The sequence below is a fragment of the Paenibacillus sp. FSL P4-0113 genome (assembly GCF_038009305.1).
Lineage (GTDB): Bacteria > Bacillota > Bacilli > Paenibacillales > Paenibacillaceae > Paenibacillus > Paenibacillus polymyxa_D.
The window spans coordinates 92,746-110,750 of record NZ_JBBPAZ010000001.1 but is presented as its reverse complement, the minus strand read 5'-3'; the positions used below and the strand labels follow the sequence as shown (position 1 = coordinate 110,750).

18 protein-coding genes and 2 pseudogenes are annotated in these 18,005 nt (G+C 47.0%); 2 read left to right on the top strand and 18 right to left on the bottom strand.

The features are described from left to right. Positions 1 to 144: 144 nt before the first annotated feature. The 6 genes from MKX46_RS00525 to MKX46_RS00500 form a co-directional block, all read right to left on the bottom strand. Positions 145 to 747, bottom strand: a complete 603-nt coding sequence (locus MKX46_RS00525; RefSeq protein WP_104495394.1) for a nitroreductase family protein — start codon at positions 745 to 747, stop codon at positions 145 to 147. Between the two features lie 106 nt (positions 748 to 853). Continuing rightward, the gene (locus MKX46_RS00520) at positions 854 to 1,132 is read right to left on the bottom strand and encodes a hypothetical protein (RefSeq protein WP_165147420.1); all 279 of its coding nucleotides are present in this window, start codon (positions 1,130 to 1,132) and stop codon (positions 854 to 856) included. A gap of 130 nt (positions 1,133 to 1,262) precedes the next feature. Continuing rightward, positions 1,263 to 1,589 (bottom strand): (2Fe-2S) ferredoxin domain-containing protein, encoded by a 327-nt coding sequence (locus tag MKX46_RS00515; RefSeq protein WP_061830316.1) that lies wholly within the window; start codon positions 1,587 to 1,589, stop codon positions 1,263 to 1,265. A 35-nt stretch (positions 1,590 to 1,624) separates the two neighbouring features. Further along, the gene (locus MKX46_RS00510) at positions 1,625 to 2,125 is read right to left on the bottom strand and encodes a metallophosphoesterase family protein (RefSeq protein ID WP_103047811.1); all 501 of its coding nucleotides are present in this window, start codon (positions 2,123 to 2,125) and stop codon (positions 1,625 to 1,627) included. Between the two features lie 24 nt (positions 2,126 to 2,149). Further along, positions 2,150 to 2,584, bottom strand: coding sequence for an Rrf2 family transcriptional regulator (locus MKX46_RS00505; protein ID WP_029519039.1), 435 nt, complete (start codon positions 2,582 to 2,584; stop codon positions 2,150 to 2,152). Positions 2,585 to 2,681: 97 nt separating this feature from the next. Next, on the bottom strand, positions 2,682 to 3,059 hold the full coding sequence (locus tag MKX46_RS00500) for a DivIVA domain-containing protein (RefSeq protein ID WP_023988297.1): 378 nt from the start codon (positions 3,057 to 3,059) through the stop codon (positions 2,682 to 2,684). Between the two features lie 144 nt (positions 3,060 to 3,203). Here MKX46_RS00500 and MKX46_RS00495 point away from each other — a divergent pair, with 144 nt between their 5' ends. Then, positions 3,204 to 3,773, top strand: a complete 570-nt coding sequence (locus MKX46_RS00495) for a TraR/DksA C4-type zinc finger protein (RefSeq protein WP_029519038.1) — start codon at positions 3,204 to 3,206, stop codon at positions 3,771 to 3,773. A gap of 114 nt (positions 3,774 to 3,887) precedes the next feature. On the opposite strand, the gene MKX46_RS00490 is transcribed toward MKX46_RS00495, so the two are convergent. The 5 genes from MKX46_RS00490 to hrpB form a co-directional block, all read right to left on the bottom strand. Continuing rightward, positions 3,888 to 4,892: a Gfo/Idh/MocA family protein gene (locus MKX46_RS00490; RefSeq protein ID WP_029519037.1), complete on the bottom strand. Its 1,005-nt coding sequence runs from the start codon at positions 4,890 to 4,892 to the stop codon at positions 3,888 to 3,890. A gap of 19 nt (positions 4,893 to 4,911) precedes the next feature. Then, a complete protein-coding gene (locus tag MKX46_RS00485; RefSeq protein WP_013310011.1) occupies positions 4,912 to 5,274 on the bottom strand; it encodes a helix-turn-helix transcriptional regulator in 363 nt (120 codons plus the stop codon). Positions 5,275 to 5,589: 315 nt separating this feature from the next. Next, positions 5,590 to 6,762 carry an acyltransferase gene (locus tag MKX46_RS00480; RefSeq protein ID WP_029519036.1) on the bottom strand — a complete coding sequence of 391 codons (1,173 nt, stop codon included), beginning with the start codon at positions 6,760 to 6,762 and terminating at the stop codon, positions 5,590 to 5,592. Positions 6,763 to 7,032: 270 nt separating this feature from the next. After that, a complete protein-coding gene (locus MKX46_RS00475) occupies positions 7,033 to 7,620 on the bottom strand; it encodes a general stress protein (RefSeq protein WP_341070754.1) in 588 nt (195 codons plus the stop codon). 118 nt (positions 7,621 to 7,738) lie between these two features. Next, positions 7,739 to 10,267 carry an ATP-dependent helicase HrpB gene (gene hrpB / locus MKX46_RS00470; RefSeq protein ID WP_341070753.1) on the bottom strand — a complete coding sequence of 843 codons (2,529 nt, stop codon included), beginning with the start codon at positions 10,265 to 10,267 and terminating at the stop codon, positions 7,739 to 7,741. Between the two features lie 314 nt (positions 10,268 to 10,581). Here hrpB and gluQRS point away from each other — a divergent pair, with 314 nt between their 5' ends. Further along, complete coding sequence (gene gluQRS, locus MKX46_RS00465) at positions 10,582 to 11,577, top strand: tRNA glutamyl-Q(34) synthetase GluQRS (protein ID WP_029517083.1); 996 nt, start codon at positions 10,582 to 10,584, stop codon at positions 11,575 to 11,577. Positions 11,578 to 11,641: 64 nt separating this feature from the next. Here the strand turns inward: gluQRS and MKX46_RS00460 are convergent, their stop codons facing one another. The 7 genes and pseudogenes from MKX46_RS00460 to MKX46_RS00430 form a co-directional block, all read right to left on the bottom strand. Next, positions 11,642 to 12,016, bottom strand: coding sequence for a DnaJ family domain-containing protein (locus MKX46_RS00460; RefSeq protein WP_029517082.1), 375 nt, complete (start codon positions 12,014 to 12,016; stop codon positions 11,642 to 11,644). Between the two features lie 115 nt (positions 12,017 to 12,131). Continuing rightward, entirely contained in the window at positions 12,132 to 12,326 is a 195-nt protein-coding gene (locus MKX46_RS00455; protein ID WP_322252094.1) for an XRE family transcriptional regulator, read from the bottom strand. 103 nt (positions 12,327 to 12,429) lie between these two features. After that, the gene (locus tag MKX46_RS00450) at positions 12,430 to 12,597 is read right to left on the bottom strand and encodes an aspartyl-phosphate phosphatase Spo0E family protein (RefSeq protein ID WP_165147432.1); all 168 of its coding nucleotides are present in this window, start codon (positions 12,595 to 12,597) and stop codon (positions 12,430 to 12,432) included. A 219-nt stretch (positions 12,598 to 12,816) separates the two neighbouring features. Continuing rightward, positions 12,817 to 14,207, bottom strand: a pseudogene (locus MKX46_RS00445) (helix-turn-helix domain-containing protein). A gap of 707 nt (positions 14,208 to 14,914) precedes the next feature. Then, positions 14,915 to 15,213: pseudogene (gene cas1, locus MKX46_RS00440) on the bottom strand (CRISPR-associated endonuclease Cas1); the annotation flags it as partial. Positions 15,214 to 15,844: 631 nt separating this feature from the next. After that, a complete protein-coding gene (locus MKX46_RS00435; RefSeq protein WP_340885133.1) occupies positions 15,845 to 17,029 on the bottom strand; it encodes an aminotransferase class I/II-fold pyridoxal phosphate-dependent enzyme in 1,185 nt (394 codons plus the stop codon). 1 nt (position 17,030) lies between these two features. Further along, positions 17,031 to 17,960 carry a D-alanine--D-alanine ligase gene (locus tag MKX46_RS00430; RefSeq protein ID WP_340887084.1) on the bottom strand — a complete coding sequence of 310 codons (930 nt, stop codon included), beginning with the start codon at positions 17,958 to 17,960 and terminating at the stop codon, positions 17,031 to 17,033. Between the last annotated feature and the right edge of the window lie 45 nt (positions 17,961 to 18,005).

The window sequence follows — 18,005 nt, the reverse complement described above, 5'->3', positions numbered from 1 at the left end:
ATATCACCCACTAACGGATGAATTAACCGCTGTGTCTGTATATATCAAAGCTTACATATCTTAAAAATGGAATGGCAAAGAGCACTGTAGATACCCACAGTGCTCTAATCAGGCTGAACCTGAAACGTCATTTTATCGTGAAAATTATTTAAATGTTTTTACACGTTCTTCAATAGGCTGGAATTCTTTTTCACCTGGTTGGAATGTCGGTTTACCAAATGGCATTTCAGCAATCAGTTTCCAATGCTCAGGAATGTTCCATTCGTTTTTCACTTTTTCATCAATCAAAGGGTTGTAATGCTGAAGGGATGCCCCCAGTCCTTCTTGCTCCAGAGCCGTCCATACTACCAATTGCAACATACCATTAGATTGGTTGGACCAGATTGGGAAATTGTCCGCATAGGCTTCAAATTGTTGTTGCAGACCAGCCACCACGTTATTGTCTTCAAAGAACAAGACTGTTCCGTATCCGCTGCGGAAACCGTTCATTTTCTCGGCAGTAGACTTGAATTGCTCCTCATTGCCTACAACCTCACGTAAAATATCTTCTGTAATATTCCACAGTTTATCATGATGCTCTCCGAGCAACACTACAGCACGTGAAGTTTGGGAGTTGAACGAGGTAGGTGTGTACTTAACAGCTTCCTCTACAATCTCTTGAATCCGTTGGTCAGAAATGACCTGTTCTTTGCTAATACCATAATAGGAGCGTCTGTCTTTCAGAGCTGTGAAGAAGTCTTTAGCCATTTTGTTACCTCCTGAGAAAAATTAATTACTTTTCGTAACTTAATATACATTACATATATCTTAAAGTCAAGAGTTTTCTTTTTAAATATTACCAGTTAGTTGATAATTATACGCCACTATTATATTTTTTCTCACTGGAAGAGGTGTGCTTGGTTGCATCCTTGTCTCTCTCCTCCTGTCTTTCCATCTTCAAATCCTCTACAGGAATGGCGTCTACCGTCTGCTCGATCTCAAAACGGTCGAACAAGCTTTCCTGCTCTGTCGGATACTGCTCTGCATGATCTCGATTGATCGACTGTTTCTGATGTTTAGACTCCGTTGTTCCTTTCCCCGTCTGTCCTTTCTGCTGATTCTGATCGTACAGGTTATCTTCAAATGGGGCCATTTTACTTCCCTCCCTATCGGATTGGTGTCCACAGTATACTTTTACCTTTCACATCGGGGATTAAACGCAAAAAAGAGAAAATCTCTGCAAAGATTTTCTCTACTCATGTACTTATAGATGGTTGATTGAATTATTCCGAACTGGATTGACCTGTACACTCATGAAAAAGATGAGGTTCCAGCTTCTCTCCCGTTACGAGCTTCTGCACCAGTTGAGTCCCCGAGTCGGGGGTCATTTGACCATACCAGTCCCCTTGAGGATATACGATCACAACCGCAGCATCATGACAACGCCCATTACAGCGAGTTCTGGTCGTGTGAATATATGCTTCTGCATTTTGTTTACGAATTTCATCCCGAATTGCCTGTGTAACTTCTTCACCCTCATGTCGCATACATGTGCCTCCATTGCAGATCAACACATGATGCTTCATTGGTTCTAATTCAAAAATAGCCATAGCTTCCCCTTTAATCAACAGTTGTTGGTTTTAAATCAATGTTTATCTGGATAAAGAACAAGCTGTGCTTCCATCTGATCAGCTTCAATCGTCAGCACGATAAATGAATATTCGTCTTCGCCACGTTTGTCCGTCGGAGACCCCGGATTAAGGACAAGCTGACCGTCAATCGTTTTGACCACCGGAATATGCGAATGTCCATAAATCAGACAATCCAGCGTTTCTCCCTTAAACGTATTCAATGCGATATTTTCTGTCGTTCCTCGCCAGCCGTGACCGTGAACCATACCGATCCGCTTGCCTTGGGCTTCAACGATTCGCTGATAGCCTAAACGCTCCACGATGTCCATTCCATCATTGTTTCCGGCAATGCCTTGCACAGGCGCAAACTCAGCTAGACGTTCATATACGAACCAATCCGTCCAGTCTCCGGCATGGAGAATAAGGTCACTACCTTTTAACTCCTGTACAAGCCGACTAGGCAACGTTTTGCTTCTATGCGGCATATGAGTGTCTGAAAGTACGATGATTTTCATATTAATTGCTCCTTACCAGCGTCTTTACACAGATGAACTTTGTTGCCCCACGCGCTGCTGAAGTGCCTGCTCCAAATCTCGCAGCGTAACGGTCTCGAAAAACGTCTGTATTTTCTGCTCTGCCACGGTATATAAACCATCCAACAATGCGTCTATGTTCCTGCCTACCTCACAATTAAGATTGCTATCGGTGTGGATGGCGAACAACGGACCTTCATCCTTAGTCGCTTCATAGATCATTTTCAGATTGATGTTTGAACTGGACATGCTTAGACGAAAGCCGCGTGCTCCAGGCGATGAATCAACCAAACCCGCTTGCTTGAGGCGGCTCATAATCCTTCTCACAACTACCGGGTTTGTATTGATGCTGGAAGCTATAAGTGACGATGTCATTCGCTCCGGTGCCCCTTCAGCCAGAAGAAGCAGACAATGGATACTAACGGAAAAATGGGTACTCATGTTAACCACCTTTATGTGTGTGCCTCATTAAATGTTTGATAAAATACTTGTTTCCATCATACCACAATAGAGGCACCAACACAGTGCTAACTGCACCTTACTCCGGAAAATAGTCATTTTCAGGACGTACTCGCACCTTTAATTGGCGCACACTATATTCCAACTGTTTTACGATATCCTCCAGTTGACGACGGTCAAGTCCATTAAGGTCGGCCGCTGGCTTGGGTGCATTTTTCAAATCACGTATGGTTGCCTGCTGCTCCTGCCACTTGTCCATCAGGTCGGCTATATTCGCATAAAAGCGTTCATAATCCTTGATCACTTCATCCAGAAAGGCATCTACCTCGTCCGGATCATAGCCGCGCATTTTATTCTTAAACTGTTTCTCATGAATGGAGAGCGCGTCCAGCTGAATGCCCAGTTGTTTAAACAACTGCTTTTGCTTATCCAGACGACGCTTCATATGTTCATCCATCGGTTATTCCCTCCTTAACACACTATTCTTTTTATATCACATTCTAGGCTGGGAATAAAAGTCTCTGCTGATTGCCCGGCCCTATGAACGGGTATAAAAGAGCATACGTGTCACTTATACAGACCACGAAGGGGAGAGATGATCATGAATCATTTGAACGATTCGCAGCTTGCAGAGCTGAAACATATGTTGTTGGAGCAGAAAAAGGATTTAGAAAAGCATTTTGAACAAAACGGTCAGGCAAACGCTCAATTGGGAGAAACACTGACAGATTCCACAGGTGAGCTCTCGTCCTATGACAATCACCCCGCTGATATAGGGACAGAAACCTTTGAACGGTCCCGTGATATGGCGATTAATGATTCGCTGCAAGACGAGCTGGAGCAAGTCAATGCAGCCCTTCAGCGGATAAAGGATGGGACATACGGAATTTGTGTGGAGAGCGGGGAAGAAATTCCTTTTGAACGGTTACAAGCCATTCCATATACAGCCTATACCGTCGAGCACACGCCAACTCGAGAATTATCGAATGACCGTCCGGTAGAGGAACAGGTCATGACTCCGCCGCCCAAGGGTGCAGGTGAGGTTCGCCAACGGAATGCAGGACGATTTGATGATGCGGGCGCATGGGACGCCGTGGAAAAATACGGTACATCGAACTCACCTGCAACTGCCGCCAAGCGTGATGTCACAGATTATGATGAAAATATGTGATGCTCGAATGCCCAAAGACTTATTGAAAATACCTATGTATTTGTCATCTAAAAAAGCAGCTTGTCCTTTTGACAAGGCTGCTTTTTTAGATCTTCTAGGAATACGGTACACCGCTTATCCAATTTCTATCCGTTTCCGACTGCGAGCTGACTCAATACAAGCATCGATCACCTTCATATTGCTCACCGCATCTTCTGGCTCATACGGCAACGGGACACCGTCAAGCACTGCTTTAGCAAAAGCATCCGCTTGCAGTTCAAAAGAATTAAAACCTTTCAGACGTTCCTCACGCGTAACCGAACCGACGTGGACGAAAATTTGCGGTACCACAGACGTTCTTTCCCAGCCGAACATTTTGGGCATCGCAATCGTACCCTTGCTACCGAGAATTTCCATGTTGGAACGATTGGCTGCCCACATGCCACAATCGAAAGTAAGATTGATTCCACCCGGAAATTCCAGCAAGCCGGAAGCCATCATATCGACGTTGTCATGCTCCGGGGAAAATAAGGCATGTACCGTCACTGCCTCCGGCTCCCGATCCAAATACATACGAGCGGCTGATATCGGATAGACACCCACATCATATAGCGAGCCGCCGCCCATGTTTTTATTAAAGCGCACATTATCTGCCTGATCGGTATTGTTAAACGTAAACGTGCAATGGATGCCGCGAATGTCACCAATTTCCCCACTATTGATAATTTCCTTAATTCTTCGATGTTTGGGATGATAACGATACATAAAAGCCTCTGCAAAGATCACTCCTGCACGTTGACATGCTTCAATCATGCGGCTTGTACCGGCCGAGCTAAGAGAAGATGGTTTTTCACACAAAACGTGCTTCCCAGCCTCCGCCGCCCGAATGGTCCACTCTTCATGCAGATGGTTTGGCAACGGAATGTACACCGCTCCGATTTCGGGATCAGCCAACAGTTCATCATAGCTTCCATAACTTTTTGGAATATCGAACTCCCGGGCGGCCTCAGCGGCTTTATCCGCATTACGACTAGCAATCCCAAGCACTTCTCCGCGTTCGGATTGCTGAATCGCAGGAATTACAGCGATTTGGGCGATCTCCGCAGTGCCTAAAATTCCCCATTTCAGCTTTCTACCCATCATTCTCATCCTTTCGTGGTTAGGAATAGTTGTCTTGTTCCGCTTTATGCAGCATACCTAAGCAACGGTCCAAATCAGCTTTGACCTGCTTCTTGTACAGTCGGGCTTTCTCCTCCCCATCATCTGTAAAGTGATAGAGTACAATCTCCTGAAAATCCACGCGCGGGTCTGTTCCTTTCAATCGCTTGGTACGGTAAAAAACGCCTTCCTGTACCAGCTCATGCAGCGCCCGATAAACCTCGCTCTGAGGCGGAACATATCCAAACCCACTAAACTCATCCTTCATCGATTCGAGCATCTGATATCCATAACCGCGATGCCTCTCCACCATTGTGATCAGATAAATTTTGATAAAAGCCCGCTGGGATATCATAAACGCCATTTTACAGCCTCCTCCACACCTTATTCGTGCACCTTACCTTCCATTATAAACCACTCTGCGTCCATACACTATTTCCTTTGATGAGATAAGAGTTTATGAGAACTCTCCATCCCTTGTGACCTGTTTTAAGATGATGAGAGACATAGAATGAGGCGATATAGAGTAGTGTGCGAAGCGCTGAGAAATGAGTTTATGGTTTACTATTATGAACTTTTCATATGTTGAAATAATATAATATCAGTTAAAAAAGTATCCCTTGGCCTTATTTCTTGGCTTTGGGATACTCTTGTGAACATATGTGATTGGATTATCAAATCAAGCTTGCTTTTGTACGGCTGGCGGACTCCCAGTCGGGCGAGGACGAACCCGAAGCCCCACGATCCATTTGCCCAGAGGCAAACGTGCCAGCAGCCATGTTCCGGCAACGGAAAAGATCATACAGAGAACGAATGAAGCCAGCATACGAAGAACGTGGCTCCAGTCTGCAAACAACGTCTCGTCAAAATAATAGGTCACACGCAGCATAAAGGCATGCATGAGATACGCTCCATAGGACAACGTTCCGATGGCCGTCAGCATACTCGCCGCACGTCCCCCCTTATGAGCAATCCACGTCGCTACCCGATAAGCTACAAAAATAGACGCGACGCAATATACAGCCATGACCGGACGCAGCAGAGACAAATAGTTAAAGGAAAGAACTGTACCTTGCGGTGTCTGGAACTGACCGATCATCTCATACAGCAAGTAGCCAGTAATTACGATAAACAACGGCCAGTATATCATTTGTGCTTTGGTTACCCATGCATTCCAACGCTTGACGTTCATCCCGGCTGCCGCTCCCAGCACAAAATAAAAGAAAAAGTAGATCACATTCCGGTCAGCATACAGGGTAAACCAAGAGGTAATGACCGGAAGCTGGAGCTTATCCATCGCTTGGTATACGGGTCCAACGGCGAACATGAGCAAAATATATAGCACGCCGAATACAGCCAATGCAGCGGGTCGCCATGTTGATGGCAGTAGCGCAGACAAACGACGGACAGCATAACGAAACACAGGAAATAACACATAACATTGAATAATCATTACGATGTACCACAGATGATAGCTACTTTTCCCGTTCAACAGCTTCTGGAAAAAATCCAGCGGGTGAATATATCCTCCACTTTGAGCAAGCTGATTTCCCAATTCGTATAAAAGAGACCATATGATATAAGGAACGATGATGTCCAGGAATCTTTTACGTAAAAACGTTCCGTACTTTAAGGCTCCATCATAATTGTAAAATAGCACCATTCCAGTGATAAATACAAACACAGGAACTGCAAATTTGGAACACAGCAGTAAAAGTGTCATCAATACCCCGTCCTGGACGCGCGCCCCCTGCGCAACCGCATAGTGTGCGACGGAATGCTGAAGAACAACGGCCGCAAAAGCCAGCCCTCTCAGCAAAGCGACTTCGGAAATTCTCTCTTTTTGACTCATGCCACTCTCCTGTTACATCTAGCAATTTATAAATCCAGGATTTTGCTAAATCCTCAAATCTATTATAACGACAATTCTGTAAAAATATATAGAAGGTTAAACGTGCCAACGGCAAGCTTAGCATCATTTATCTCAGATTTATTCTATGATCCACAAATATGTAAAAGCAGCAGTCCTCCCTCTCGGGGAGACTGCTGCTGTAGAAACAACTCATATACAAAGGAGATAGGAAAGCCTGTTAAATCACGTTCTCAACTAGCCGTTAGGTGTTTACAGGTTCCTTCTCGTATCTGTGTATGCATCTGTACACGGCGTGTCTGCCATCGTATCATCATACGTTCTGTAACGATCCGCATTCAGCGAACGGTTGGTGCGGAAAATATCATAAACATCCCTGTTATGGTCAGCGGAGTCCACCAGCACTAAAATCTTGCCCTGATCGACGTAAGTCTCGTATTGACGTGCATCATCTTCCGGAATACCCAGCCCGACCAGTCCACCGACCAAGCCACCTGCTCCCGCTCCGACAGCTGCTCCGGTAAGGGTAGCCGCGATAGGTCCAGCAGCGAGGATTGGTCCGATACCTGGAATAGCCAAGGCCCCGATGCCCGCCAGCAACCCAGCAACGCCGCCTACAACGCCGCCGGTAGCCGCACCGGTCGCTACACCCTCCGGTGCTTTGGTGCCTGTCTCTTCACTAATCGTCCTCAACTCGTCACGGTCACGGGTGATCACAGAAATTTCACTGCTTGGGATTCCTTTGCTCTGCAATTGTCCTATCGCACGAGATGCTTCCTGCTCTGTATCAAAAACACCAACAATCTTCTTTTCATTATAATCGTTTAAGTTATTAGCCATGATAGTTGCCTCCCAATATTTTAGTGTTGAGTGGTTCGTTTTTCATTACCCCGCTATTATGACGTTTAAACGATTTTACAAAAATTCAAAAAGTCGATTAGCATAAAACAGCTTCTATTTAACGCTTTGGCTTTGCTCTGTTGGTCGCCACAGCTTCCAGTGGATCATCCGGCCAATAATGCTTGGGATATCTGCCTTTCAGGTCCTTTTTGACTTCAAAATAAGCCTCGCTCCAGAAGCTAGACAAGTCGGATGTCACTTGGACAGGTCGCTGGGCAGGTGACAGTAAATGCAATACAATGGGCACACGTCCGCGTCCAATACGAGGCGTATCCCTCATACCGAACAATTCTTGTAGTCGTACGGCCAGCGCTGGTGCCTCAGGATTCGAATAATCGACAGGAATGCGGGAACCGCTGGGTACACGGATATGCGTCGGCGCTTCCTGATCAAGCTGCTGCCGCTGTTCCCAGTCCAGCCTGCCAAGCAGCAATGCAGCACTGTCCAGCCGTTGCAGATCGGATACGTTTTTGGCTCCTAGAGCAAAAGGCAACAGCCACGATTCCAGTGAATCCAGCAATGCCAATTCCGTGCAGTCCGGCCAGTCTTCAGGCGCTGAGAAGTGCATAAAAATCAAACGAGCCTGCAACTGGAGGGTTTGCCGATTCCATGACAACAGCTTCAGACCGCGTTCACGGACACCCTGCATCAAGGCGGCAGCAACTTCCTCTGCCGGAGGTCGCTCATAGGACGTTTCCTTTAAGACGAGTGAGCCCAGTCGCAGTACCTTGCGGGCTCTCACTGCTGAGGCGGAGCTATCCCAGTATACGCTGGCTTGTTCCAGCAACAAATCGCTGCAATGCTGGGTCAGCTCTTGCAGTTCAACCGGTGCCGCCAACTGAATGGCACCATCTGCTCCCTCGTCGTCCACTTCGGCGGCGACGAGATAGGATGAACGCGACATCCACTCCACTTGTCGGAGTCGCGCGCCCCGGCCGCCGCTAAGCAAAAAGCGGCCGTCCCCTCGGCCCTGCGCGATCCGATCCGGATACGCAAAGGCCAATAGCAGCCCGCAAGCCGCGGAGCCGTCAGGCTCGTCCTGCGCTGCGACTACTGTCGGCAGCGAGGCTAGCAACTGCCGGCTCTCTTGCACGATACGGCGAATCACCGTATCGTCTGCCGTCCGCAGCAGGCTGTGCGTGCTGCGGGCATGGGTCGCCTCGCGCAGGGCATCCAGCCGCGGGCGCAAATCCGTTCCGCCATGGGCGCGGAACGGGTCCCGCTCTTGCAGCAGCGCAGCCAGACGGCTGGCAATCAGGGCCAGGCCAAGGGCTGCTGCACGCAACAGCATGTGCCCGAGGCGTGGGTGCGTGCTCAGGGCGGACACCTCGCGCCCATGCGCGGTGATGACGCCTGTAGTGCCATCGGCTGCTTCATCCAGACAGCCGAGCTGGTGCAGCAGACCTGTGGCCTGGCCGTACGCGGCCTCAGGCGGGGCATCCAGCCAGGCCAGCTCGGCGGGCTCGCGCACGCCCCAGGCCGCCAGCTCCAGCGCGAGCGGGGCCAGATCCGCCGCCGCGATCTCCGGGCGGCTGGCTTCGGGGAGCGCTGCATGCTCCTGCGCGCTCCACATCCGGTAGCATACGCCCGGCTGGAGACGCCCCGCCCGTCCGCGCCGCTGGTCGGCGGAGGCCTTGGACACCTTAACGGTGGTCAAACGGCTCATACCGGTCCGCGCGGAAAATACCGACTCCCGCGACAGTCCGCTATCGATCACCACCGATATCCCCGCTATGGTCAAGCTAGACTCGGCAATCGAGGTGGCCAATACCACTTTTCGACTGCCCGAAGCCGACGGGCGTATTGCCTCATCCTGCTGCTCCAGCTTCATGCTCCCATACAGCGGAATGACCTTGACATGTGCTGGTAAATGCTTTGAAGCCAATTCTCGTTCCGTTCTGTGAATTTCTCTAGCCCCTGGTAAAAACACCAGCAGATCACCTTCATGAGTATGAAGTGCCTTTTCTACCGTCTCAGCCGTAAAGGACTCTAATGAAGTTGACGAAGGTTTGGACATATGAAAGGTTTCTACCGGAAATACAGTGCCTGGACATTCCAGCAATGGCGCATCCCCTAATAGTCTGCATACAGGCTCTGCCTCCAGGGTGGCAGACATGATCAATATCTTCAAATCCGGTCGCAGCAACGCCTGGCTTTGTAGAGCAAGTGCCAATCCCAAGTCTGCATGCAGGCTGCGTTCATGAAACTCATCAAAAATAATCAGCCCGACTCCCTCCAACGCCTGATCATGTTGCAACATCCGGGTGAGTACGCCTTCCGTAACCACCTCAATCCGCGTGTTTGGCCCTACTTTTGTATCCATGCGAACCCGGTAGCCCACCGTCTTTCCGGTGGGCTCTCCCAGCGTTTTTGCCATTTGTGCTGCTGCTGCACGTGCTGCCAAACGCCTCGGCTCCAGCATAATTATCTTTTGCCCTACCAGCCACGGCTCATGCAGTAGCTCCAGCGGTGTTACCGTCGTTTTCCCCGCTCCCGGCTGTGCAATCAGTACCGCCGCCGAATGAGATTGCAGTGTATGTTTAAGCTCGGGGATCACTTGCATAATAGGCAGTTGTTTATCTGTCAATGAAATCTCTCCAATGATACGCTTGATGCGTAGAATCTAAGTTTTAGTTCTTTTATTATTGTGAATTTTTCATTACCTGTAATTATTGAATAGAAAAGGTTAAGCTGCCCTCTGGAACTTCTCCTCGGTCTGTCATACATAATTCTTCTAAATCTATTATACAGATATTTAAATTTCCCGTCTGATCATCGCGGCTATGTATGCTTCGTCTTTAGCTTCTATACCTATCGGGATGCACTCACGGCAAGATCGTTTTATAATATATTTGATATGGATTGCTGAAGGACGGAACACAGAATCGAGGTCACTTTCGTATGGAATTACAGGCCCAACCCATCAGAGGGCGATTTGCCCCAACACCATCGGGATGGATACACTTAGGAAATGCTCGTACCGCCTTATTATCCTGGCTGCACGTTCGTTCCCTGGGCGGAACCTATATTTTGCGCATGGAAGATATTGATATGACGCGAGCTCGCAGCCAGTTGGCGCAAGGGAGTATGGAAGATTTGCGCTGGATTGGTCTGGACTGGGACGAAGGACCCGACGTAGGCGGTCCCTACGGCCCCTACACTCAAAGCCAGCGGCTGGAACGCTACCAGTCTGCATTGGAGAAACTACAGAGGCAAGATTTACTGTATCCTTGTTTTTGCAGTCGAGCTGACATTCTGGCTGCCGCTCATGCTCCGCATGGACTGTCTGGTGAAGGGCCTGCGTATTCGGGGGCATGTCGTAGCCTTAGCTCTCAAGATGCCGTAGCCAAAGCACAATATAAACTCCCTTCACTTCGCTTTAAAGTACCGCAATATCCAGATGCCGTTATTTCGTTTCATGATCAGGTAGCAGGTCATGTGGCCTTCGGTGCGGCAGAGGGGGGCGATTTTATCGTCAAACGAGCGGACGGCATGTTTTCCTATCAGCTGGCTGTCGTTGTCGATGATGCGGATATGCATATGACCGACGTACTCCGCGGGTATGATCTTCTCGATTCAACGCCCCGTCAGCTATTGCTGTACCAAGCTTTGGGGTTGCAGCCGCCACGTTTCGCACACGTTCCCCTTGTCCTAGGCCCTGATGGACGAAGGCTGGCCAAACGACATGGTGGTGTAGCACTCCGAGCTATGCGCCGACAAGGGGTCACACCGGAAGCAGTCATTGGCTGGCTCGCCTATTTTTCCGGGCTGCTGGATTCACCGGTGCCTGTGAAGGCAGTAGATTTAATCGATGACTTTCATTTAGACAAACTGCCCAAAGAATCCGTCATCCTGACGAAGCAATGCCTCACGAGATTATCTGCACTGCAACAGTAATGAGGTAAAGCGTAGAAATTAAAGTGTACGGGCAAGGGCCTTCCGCCCTTCGCTCCTCTCGCTTCTATTCCTCCAGTCGCTTACGCATAGCGGACTCATATTCATAAAATACAGACGACGTATCCAGCCCTCTTTCCTCCAGCAGCATACGGAGACGAAGTGATTTTTCAGTCAGCCTGCGACTGATCCGCTCTTGCTCTCCCGCCTCATGACAAGCGTGAAGCAAATCACGTAACTGGACACATTCCTTTTGCAGCTGAAGCTCTTTCGGTAAAATGCCTGCATTCTTCAACAGCTTGTACGACATCCGCAGCTCCTCTGGAACATGTGACAAATCCTCGATGACCAGTGGCTTGCCCGCTCCCGGTAGATGATCAAACTCACCTTTGGCCATCGCCTCGGCAATCTTCTGCTCTGCCATTCTGGAGAACATTTCCATCCACTCCTTGTATTAAGCATCCTATGTATAATCTATATTAAATAAACCCGGAGTTCTTTGCCACTGTAGCTTACATATCATTAGGATGTCTTGTATTCCTGTAGGAGAGAGCTGGTCATTCTTCGATCCCAAGCAATTGGCATACTTGTTCTCTATACTTTTTTGCCTTGCGTGTTCCATGAATGAGATTGGACAAGCGGCTAGCAGGAATACGATAGGTGTCACAAAAAGTTCTCTGATCCATTTGAATTTCAACTAGCTTTTGTTTGATTTTCCAGCCGAAAGGGGTTACAGGATTTCGTTTGTTCAGCAACGTTATCACCTCTTCATAGTATAGGATTTAGAATTTTATCGGGGTTTGGAGATTGGAGTTCGTCTTCTTGCTTTAAAAGCGCGTCAAGCATACATATTAGCTAAGATTTCATTTTACAGGTTAGGTATTGATTCAATAGTTTATCCAGTTTCATGGATTGTTCAATCACTTTGGGATGCGTTAAAAATCCGTACTTCTTCTGGACTTGGTACAGTCTTTTTCTGGTCCGTTCGACACGAAGTAAAGTCACACCTGGATTCATCAGCATGATTCCCCCTTCTGTGTCATATGCTAATACAAAACGTAAACTTTTGGATTTTTTGATAATTTACTCGACAAAAAAAGTGCTTCTGGAGCATTCCAGAGGCACTTTTTGACGTTTTATGTTTATTTAAAATCCCAACAGACTCCCACAAGCTGAACTTAAAATCCAAATATATTTTATTTATTCAGCTTGGGATCAACACTGAGAAATGATTGATTACTTCTAATAATAAAATAATCTTTCTTTTCGCCCTTCTCTAACTAAACTCTCATACTTTGTACACAGTCTAAAGTCTGCAAATTGTTTGAACTGCTCAAATAATTTTATGCAGCTAATGAAAAAGGCTTCTTTGTTAATGACTAATGATTTAGATAAAACGTCTAGTAAGTATTTAAATCCATATGAGTAATTACCTTTATTTAAGTAGTGTTTAGCCAGTTCATATTTAAAACGTGTTGATTGTTCTGGAACCACTTGATGAGTGTACATATCAGCAGATAATTGCTGTTGGGTGATCGAATCAATCTCCGTTTCGAACTGTTGAAGTATGTCATCCACATCAACTTGAAATCGGTTAGCCGCCATCATAATATTCAATAATTGAGTAACCATTTCTTTAGTGGTATTTGATGATACACTAATATATTCAACGTAATCCGGAAGCACACTTATATCTCCGGATAATAATTTATTAACGTAAGTATTACATAGCGCCCAATTTTGAAATAGTTTAATCCAATGCAGAGTATCCTCGTCCGTCTCTTTGACCCACTCTAAATTAACGTAGGCGTATGTATATTGTAGAGCTTGTTGGTAATTACTTTGGGCTTCACAGACGCTTGCACACAATAAATCAGCATAGGTGATATACACAAACAAAGGACGACTTAGCTTCTTTTCAAGTGCAGGCTTTCGTTTTTTCTGCTGATGCTCTAGCGCATATTGGATTTCCGCTTTACCTCTCATTTTGCGTGCTGTCACATCAAGCCGATCCCATAAGCGCAAAGAACGATACACATTCGCCAAATCCTTTAAGGCATCAAGCTGATCTATTTCATCCAGACGTTCCACAAAGGGTTCAAACAGTGTGGCTGCCTTGAGATTAAGGCTCTGATCATCTCCAACTTGAATCGTGAATATACGATATTGACAGATGGCCAAGCGTTCAGAATGCTGATATTTCTCCACTTCTGCGACATTCTCATAGAGAGGAAGCGCAGCAGCATGTTGTCCCTGTTCAAATAATGCTTCTGCAACATCGAATAGCCTAGTCGCATACAGCGGATTATCCATGATATCTCCAACCATTCGTCGGATTGCATCCAGCTTGTCCAGCTCCGCACAACGATACAATAATGGCTCGATTCGCCTAAAATTCGGTGAAAGTTCAATGATGTAATTTTCTATGTATAGATCGTAAAAATAGCCTTCTGGCAAATCCATAGCCACAGTAATTTGGTCCAGCTGCTGTACGGAAACAGGACGATGCTGAGTAATCCAATGACTAAGCGTTCTTTGATGAACCCTGAATATTCGGCAAATTGACTCAACGTCATATCATTTTGTTTTAGATAATCCTCAAACTCCGCTGAAATCGTAGGTGTATGCTTCAAGTCTTAACCACCCTTCACATAAAATTCCATTATTTTAAAAATCACGGAAGATTGTGAAAACGAATAGCAAAAGTGAAATTGGATTGCCAAAATAAAAGGTTTCACAGAGTTGACATGACTATTTCATTTCTCCATATTCTTTACTATTAGTAAATGATATAGAGTTCCCAGGTAATAACTCTGTTGAACCTCTTAATCAAATGAAAAATCCCCTGATTTTGATGTAATCAAGGGATACATAGGTTCATTTCTCTCGCATTGATAATGCTAAGTTGATTATTTCTCCAGTCACAATTCCTGTCAGAATTGCATAGATTCCCATAGCGCTCATCTGATATCCCAAAGCGTAAAATGCCCCTATCACTATTGCGTAGTTCAATAGAATCGTTGCATAACGTTTTAGAACCTTACTCATGGAAACCCTCATAAGCAACTCCCACCTTAATTTATACTTCAACCATTGTAAATGTTAAGTAATTGTTTCATAAAAGTAAGAGGAAATTTGTCGAATGAGAAATCCGTTAAAAAGAGATTTGCAACTATTCACTGCTGGGTAGGCCACGAAACAAGCCTTCTTTTTCATACCACCCACGCACTCACATGGAGTGCGAGCTTTAAGGGGGATACACCCCCTACTACCTATAAAATTTCAATCCACGCACTCCATACAGAGTGCGACAGCGAAAATGTAGTAATTCATACTCTAATTCCATCACATCCAATGCCAAGGAGGCTCGCCCTGGACGATCTCTAAGCAGAAAACCTACATAAGCATCGAGACCGACAGCTTCCAGTGCGGATTTCATATCGTTGGACAGCAGTGTATAGACAAAAGATAATAGGGTATTCACGTTATCTAACGGCGGGCGTTTATGGCGTCCATGGAAGTAAAAATCATCTTTTTGCTGCAAGATCAGATCATCCCACACGGAATTGTACTGAACCACCGTCGTCCCCTCCAAACCGCTAATATGTCCAGTTCCTCCACTTCTCGGATTTGCTTCATGATCCGGTCACCACTTTATGTGACCAGGTGACGAGGCTACTACGTCATTATCCACGCACTCATATAGAGTGCGACTTGTCAGCATCTTGCGGATTAGCTTGGATGTGTTGAAGCAATTTCAATCCACGCACTCATATAGAGTGCGACAGCGAAAATGGGTCAAATGCCCCCTATTTAAATAACATTCTAGCGTTATTTTGGCAAAAACGCATCTAATATTACCTCATCCTCTTGCGATCGTTTAAAACTTGTTCACATTCGATATAATTCGACAAAATCTGAGGTGCGAATCTCTCGGAGAATTCATGTGAGCTTCACATTCGCACCTGAACAGACTCGCTTTTTGGCTTAGCAACAAATACCTGCCTGGACTTATTTCACCTCTGCCAGTTCTGCCACCTGTGAAGGAGGAAGCGCACATTCGAATATATTTAATTCATCGATAGCGCATTTAAAAGCAGGGTTCCACCAGTTAACTCCAAAGCTGAACGTTCGGGCTTTGGGTAAATACATCCGAAAATATCCACTACATTGATCAGAAAAATACCTTTATGTTTTCGAAAATCATAAAGGTATTTGTAAAATATTTTATGAAAACGTTCAGCAAAAGTTGAGTTATTAACCCTGTTCATCATACCGGCTGCATTACCCTCATAAACCTTCCCATCCGTTCCAGTGCCTTCTCCAAATCGACGAGCGAGGCTGCATATGAGCAGCGAATAAAGCCCTCTCCGCCTGATCCGAATACATGTCCCGGTACGACCGCCACCTTCGCTTCCTTCAGCATACGAAGTGCAAACTGCTCAGATGACATGCCAGTAGAAGTAATTGAAGGAAAGGCATAGAAAGCCCCTTCAGGCTCATGACAAGCAAGCCCGATTGCATTCAAGCCGGCCACAAACAGCTTGCGACGTTCGTTGTAGCTCGCCATCATCTCATCCTTGGCAGCCAAGCCATGACGCAATGATTCCAGCGCGGCTATCTGTGCAATGGTGGGCGCACACATGGCTGTGTACTGGTGGATTTTCAGCATGCTGGCGATCAGCTCACGCGGACCGCACGCATAGCCTACCCGCCAGCCTGTCATCGCAAATGCTTTGGAAAAACCGCTGATAACAATCGTACGCTCCTTCATGCCCGGCAAAGAGGCGATACTGACATGCTTTCTCCCGTAAGTCAGTTCGGCATACACTTCATCCGAAACGACGACCAGATTATGTTTGATAATGAGCTCTGTAATCGGTAGCCAATCCTGCTCCGTCATAACTGTTCCTGTCGGATTACAGGGGTAATTGATCATTAAAACCTTTGAATAAGGTGTAATTGCCACTTGCAGCGCTTGCGGGGTCAGCTTGAATTGCTCCTCTGCCGTAGCCACTACCTCTATAATTTTACCACCATGCAGATGGGTAATGGGTTCATAGGCAATATAGCTTGGGGCTGGAATCAGCACCTCGTCACCCGGATCGATCACTGCTCGTAGCGCCAGGTCGACGGCTTCACTGCTCCCCACCGTCACGATCATTTCGTGCTCAGGATCATAGGAAAGCGCGAAGCTGCCGGAAAAATAAGCAGAGATCTCCTCCCGCAGCTCCATCAAGCCGGCATTCGAAGTATATTTCGTCTGTCCTTCACGCAATGCCTGAATGCAAGCTTCACGCACCTTTTCCGGTGTAACGAAATCAGGCTCTCCGACCCCAAGGGCGATTGTATCTCCTCCTGCTGCATTCAGATCAAAAAAAGCGCGAATTCCCGATGGCCGAATATCCCGTACACGCGAGGATAGAAACCGCCCTGCACCCTTTTCAATAAACATATTACGCCACCCCCCATTCCTGTTTCCGCTCATGGAGCGAACTGGCAATAATATGGTCCAGCAGCTGTGTAAAAGTTATACCCGCAGCTGCCGCACTTTTCGGAAGCAGGCTATTGGCGGTCATTCCCGGTAATGTGTTCACTTCCAGCACGTAAGGCCTATCCTGACACAAAATCATATCGACCCTTGCATAGACCTTGCATTGCAGCAGTCGGTAGCTGGCCAGTGCCGCCTCGCGCACACGATGCTCAATAACGGGAGGAAGCTCGATCACCTCCTCCTTAGCACCACCGACCTCATATTTAGCTTTGTAGTCGAACCACTTCGAACGAGCGGAGCTAATACCAATAATCGGCAATACCTCGCCGTCCACGATCGAGCAGGTAATCTCGGTCCCTTTATAATAGGGCTCAATCAAAATCGCTTGATCCAAGCTGCAAGCCTCCTGAACAGCCGGTAGCAGCTCCTTCTCATTCTGTACAAGCTGGATGCCGATGCTTGATCCCCCCGTATTCGGCTTCACAATAACCGGGTAGCCCAGACGCTCCACTACCTGCGGATCATAATCGTCCATCCCCTGCCAGTAAAGGCCTGAAGGCGTATGCACACCCGCTGCCTTCAACAGCATCTTGGACAACTGCTTATTCATGCATAAGCTGCTTGCCAGGACACCACTGCCTGTGTAGGGAATGCCCAGCGTCTCCAGCGCTCCCTGCACCGTGCCGTCCTCGCCATACTGACCATGCAGTGCCAGCAGCGCGATATCGATGCCGGCCTGCTGAACCTGCGTGATTAAATCCGCTCGCTGCTCGATCACCATTGGAACCACTTCATAACGGCTGCGATCCAAATGATTGATCATCTCTTGACCTGTCTGCAGAGAAATCTCACGCTCAGAGGAAATACCGCCCATAATAACGCCAATTTTCATCATGACACCTCATTTTTCTTCAAAATTATTATGTGGCTACGGATT

What these genes read in the sequence shown, in the direction of transcription:
- MKX46_RS00520 (WP_165147420.1), bottom strand. Translation starts at nt 1,132, where the DNA reads ATGGCCCCATTTGAAGATAACCTGTACGATCAGAATCAGCAGAAAGGA.
- MKX46_RS00485 (WP_013310011.1), bottom strand. Translation starts at nt 5,274, where the DNA reads ATGGCGTTTATGATATCCCAGCGGGCTTTTATCAAAATTTATCTGATC.
- MKX46_RS00475 (WP_341070754.1), bottom strand. Translation starts at nt 7,620, where the DNA reads ATGGCTAATAACTTAAACGATTATAATGAAAAGAAGATTGTTGGTGTT.
- MKX46_RS00430 (WP_340887084.1), bottom strand. Translation starts at nt 17,960, where the DNA reads ATGAAAATTGGCGTTATTATGGGCGGTATTTCCTCTGAGCGTGAGATT.
- MKX46_RS00490 (WP_029519037.1), bottom strand. Translation starts at nt 4,892, where the DNA reads ATGGGTAGAAAGCTGAAATGGGGAATTTTAGGCACTGCGGAGATCGCC.
- MKX46_RS00480 (WP_029519036.1), bottom strand. Translation starts at nt 6,762, where the DNA reads ATGAGTCAAAAAGAGAGAATTTCCGAAGTCGCTTTGCTGAGAGGGCTG.
- MKX46_RS00515 (WP_061830316.1), bottom strand. Translation starts at nt 1,589, where the DNA reads ATGGCTATTTTTGAATTAGAACCAATGAAGCATCATGTGTTGATCTGC.
- MKX46_RS00450 (WP_165147432.1), bottom strand. Translation starts at nt 12,597, where the DNA reads ATGCTGATGAATCCAGGTGTGACTTTACTTCGTGTCGAACGGACCAGA.
- MKX46_RS00500 (WP_023988297.1), bottom strand. Translation starts at nt 3,059, where the DNA reads ATGGATGAACATATGAAGCGTCGTCTGGATAAGCAAAAGCAGTTGTTT.
- MKX46_RS00495 (WP_029519038.1), top strand. Translation starts at nt 3,204, where the DNA reads ATGAATCATTTGAACGATTCGCAGCTTGCAGAGCTGAAACATATGTTG.
- gluQRS (WP_029517083.1), top strand. Translation starts at nt 10,582, where the DNA reads ATGGAATTACAGGCCCAACCCATCAGAGGGCGATTTGCCCCAACACCA.
- MKX46_RS00435 (WP_340885133.1), bottom strand. Translation starts at nt 17,029, where the DNA reads ATGTTTATTGAAAAGGGTGCAGGGCGGTTTCTATCCTCGCGTGTACGG.
- MKX46_RS00525 (WP_104495394.1), bottom strand. Translation starts at nt 747, where the DNA reads ATGGCTAAAGACTTCTTCACAGCTCTGAAAGACAGACGCTCCTATTAT.
- MKX46_RS00460 (WP_029517082.1), bottom strand. Translation starts at nt 12,016, where the DNA reads ATGGAAATGTTCTCCAGAATGGCAGAGCAGAAGATTGCCGAGGCGATG.
- MKX46_RS00505 (WP_029519039.1), bottom strand. Translation starts at nt 2,584, where the DNA reads ATGAGTACCCATTTTTCCGTTAGTATCCATTGTCTGCTTCTTCTGGCT.
- MKX46_RS00510 (WP_103047811.1), bottom strand. Translation starts at nt 2,125, where the DNA reads ATGAAAATCATCGTACTTTCAGACACTCATATGCCGCATAGAAGCAAA.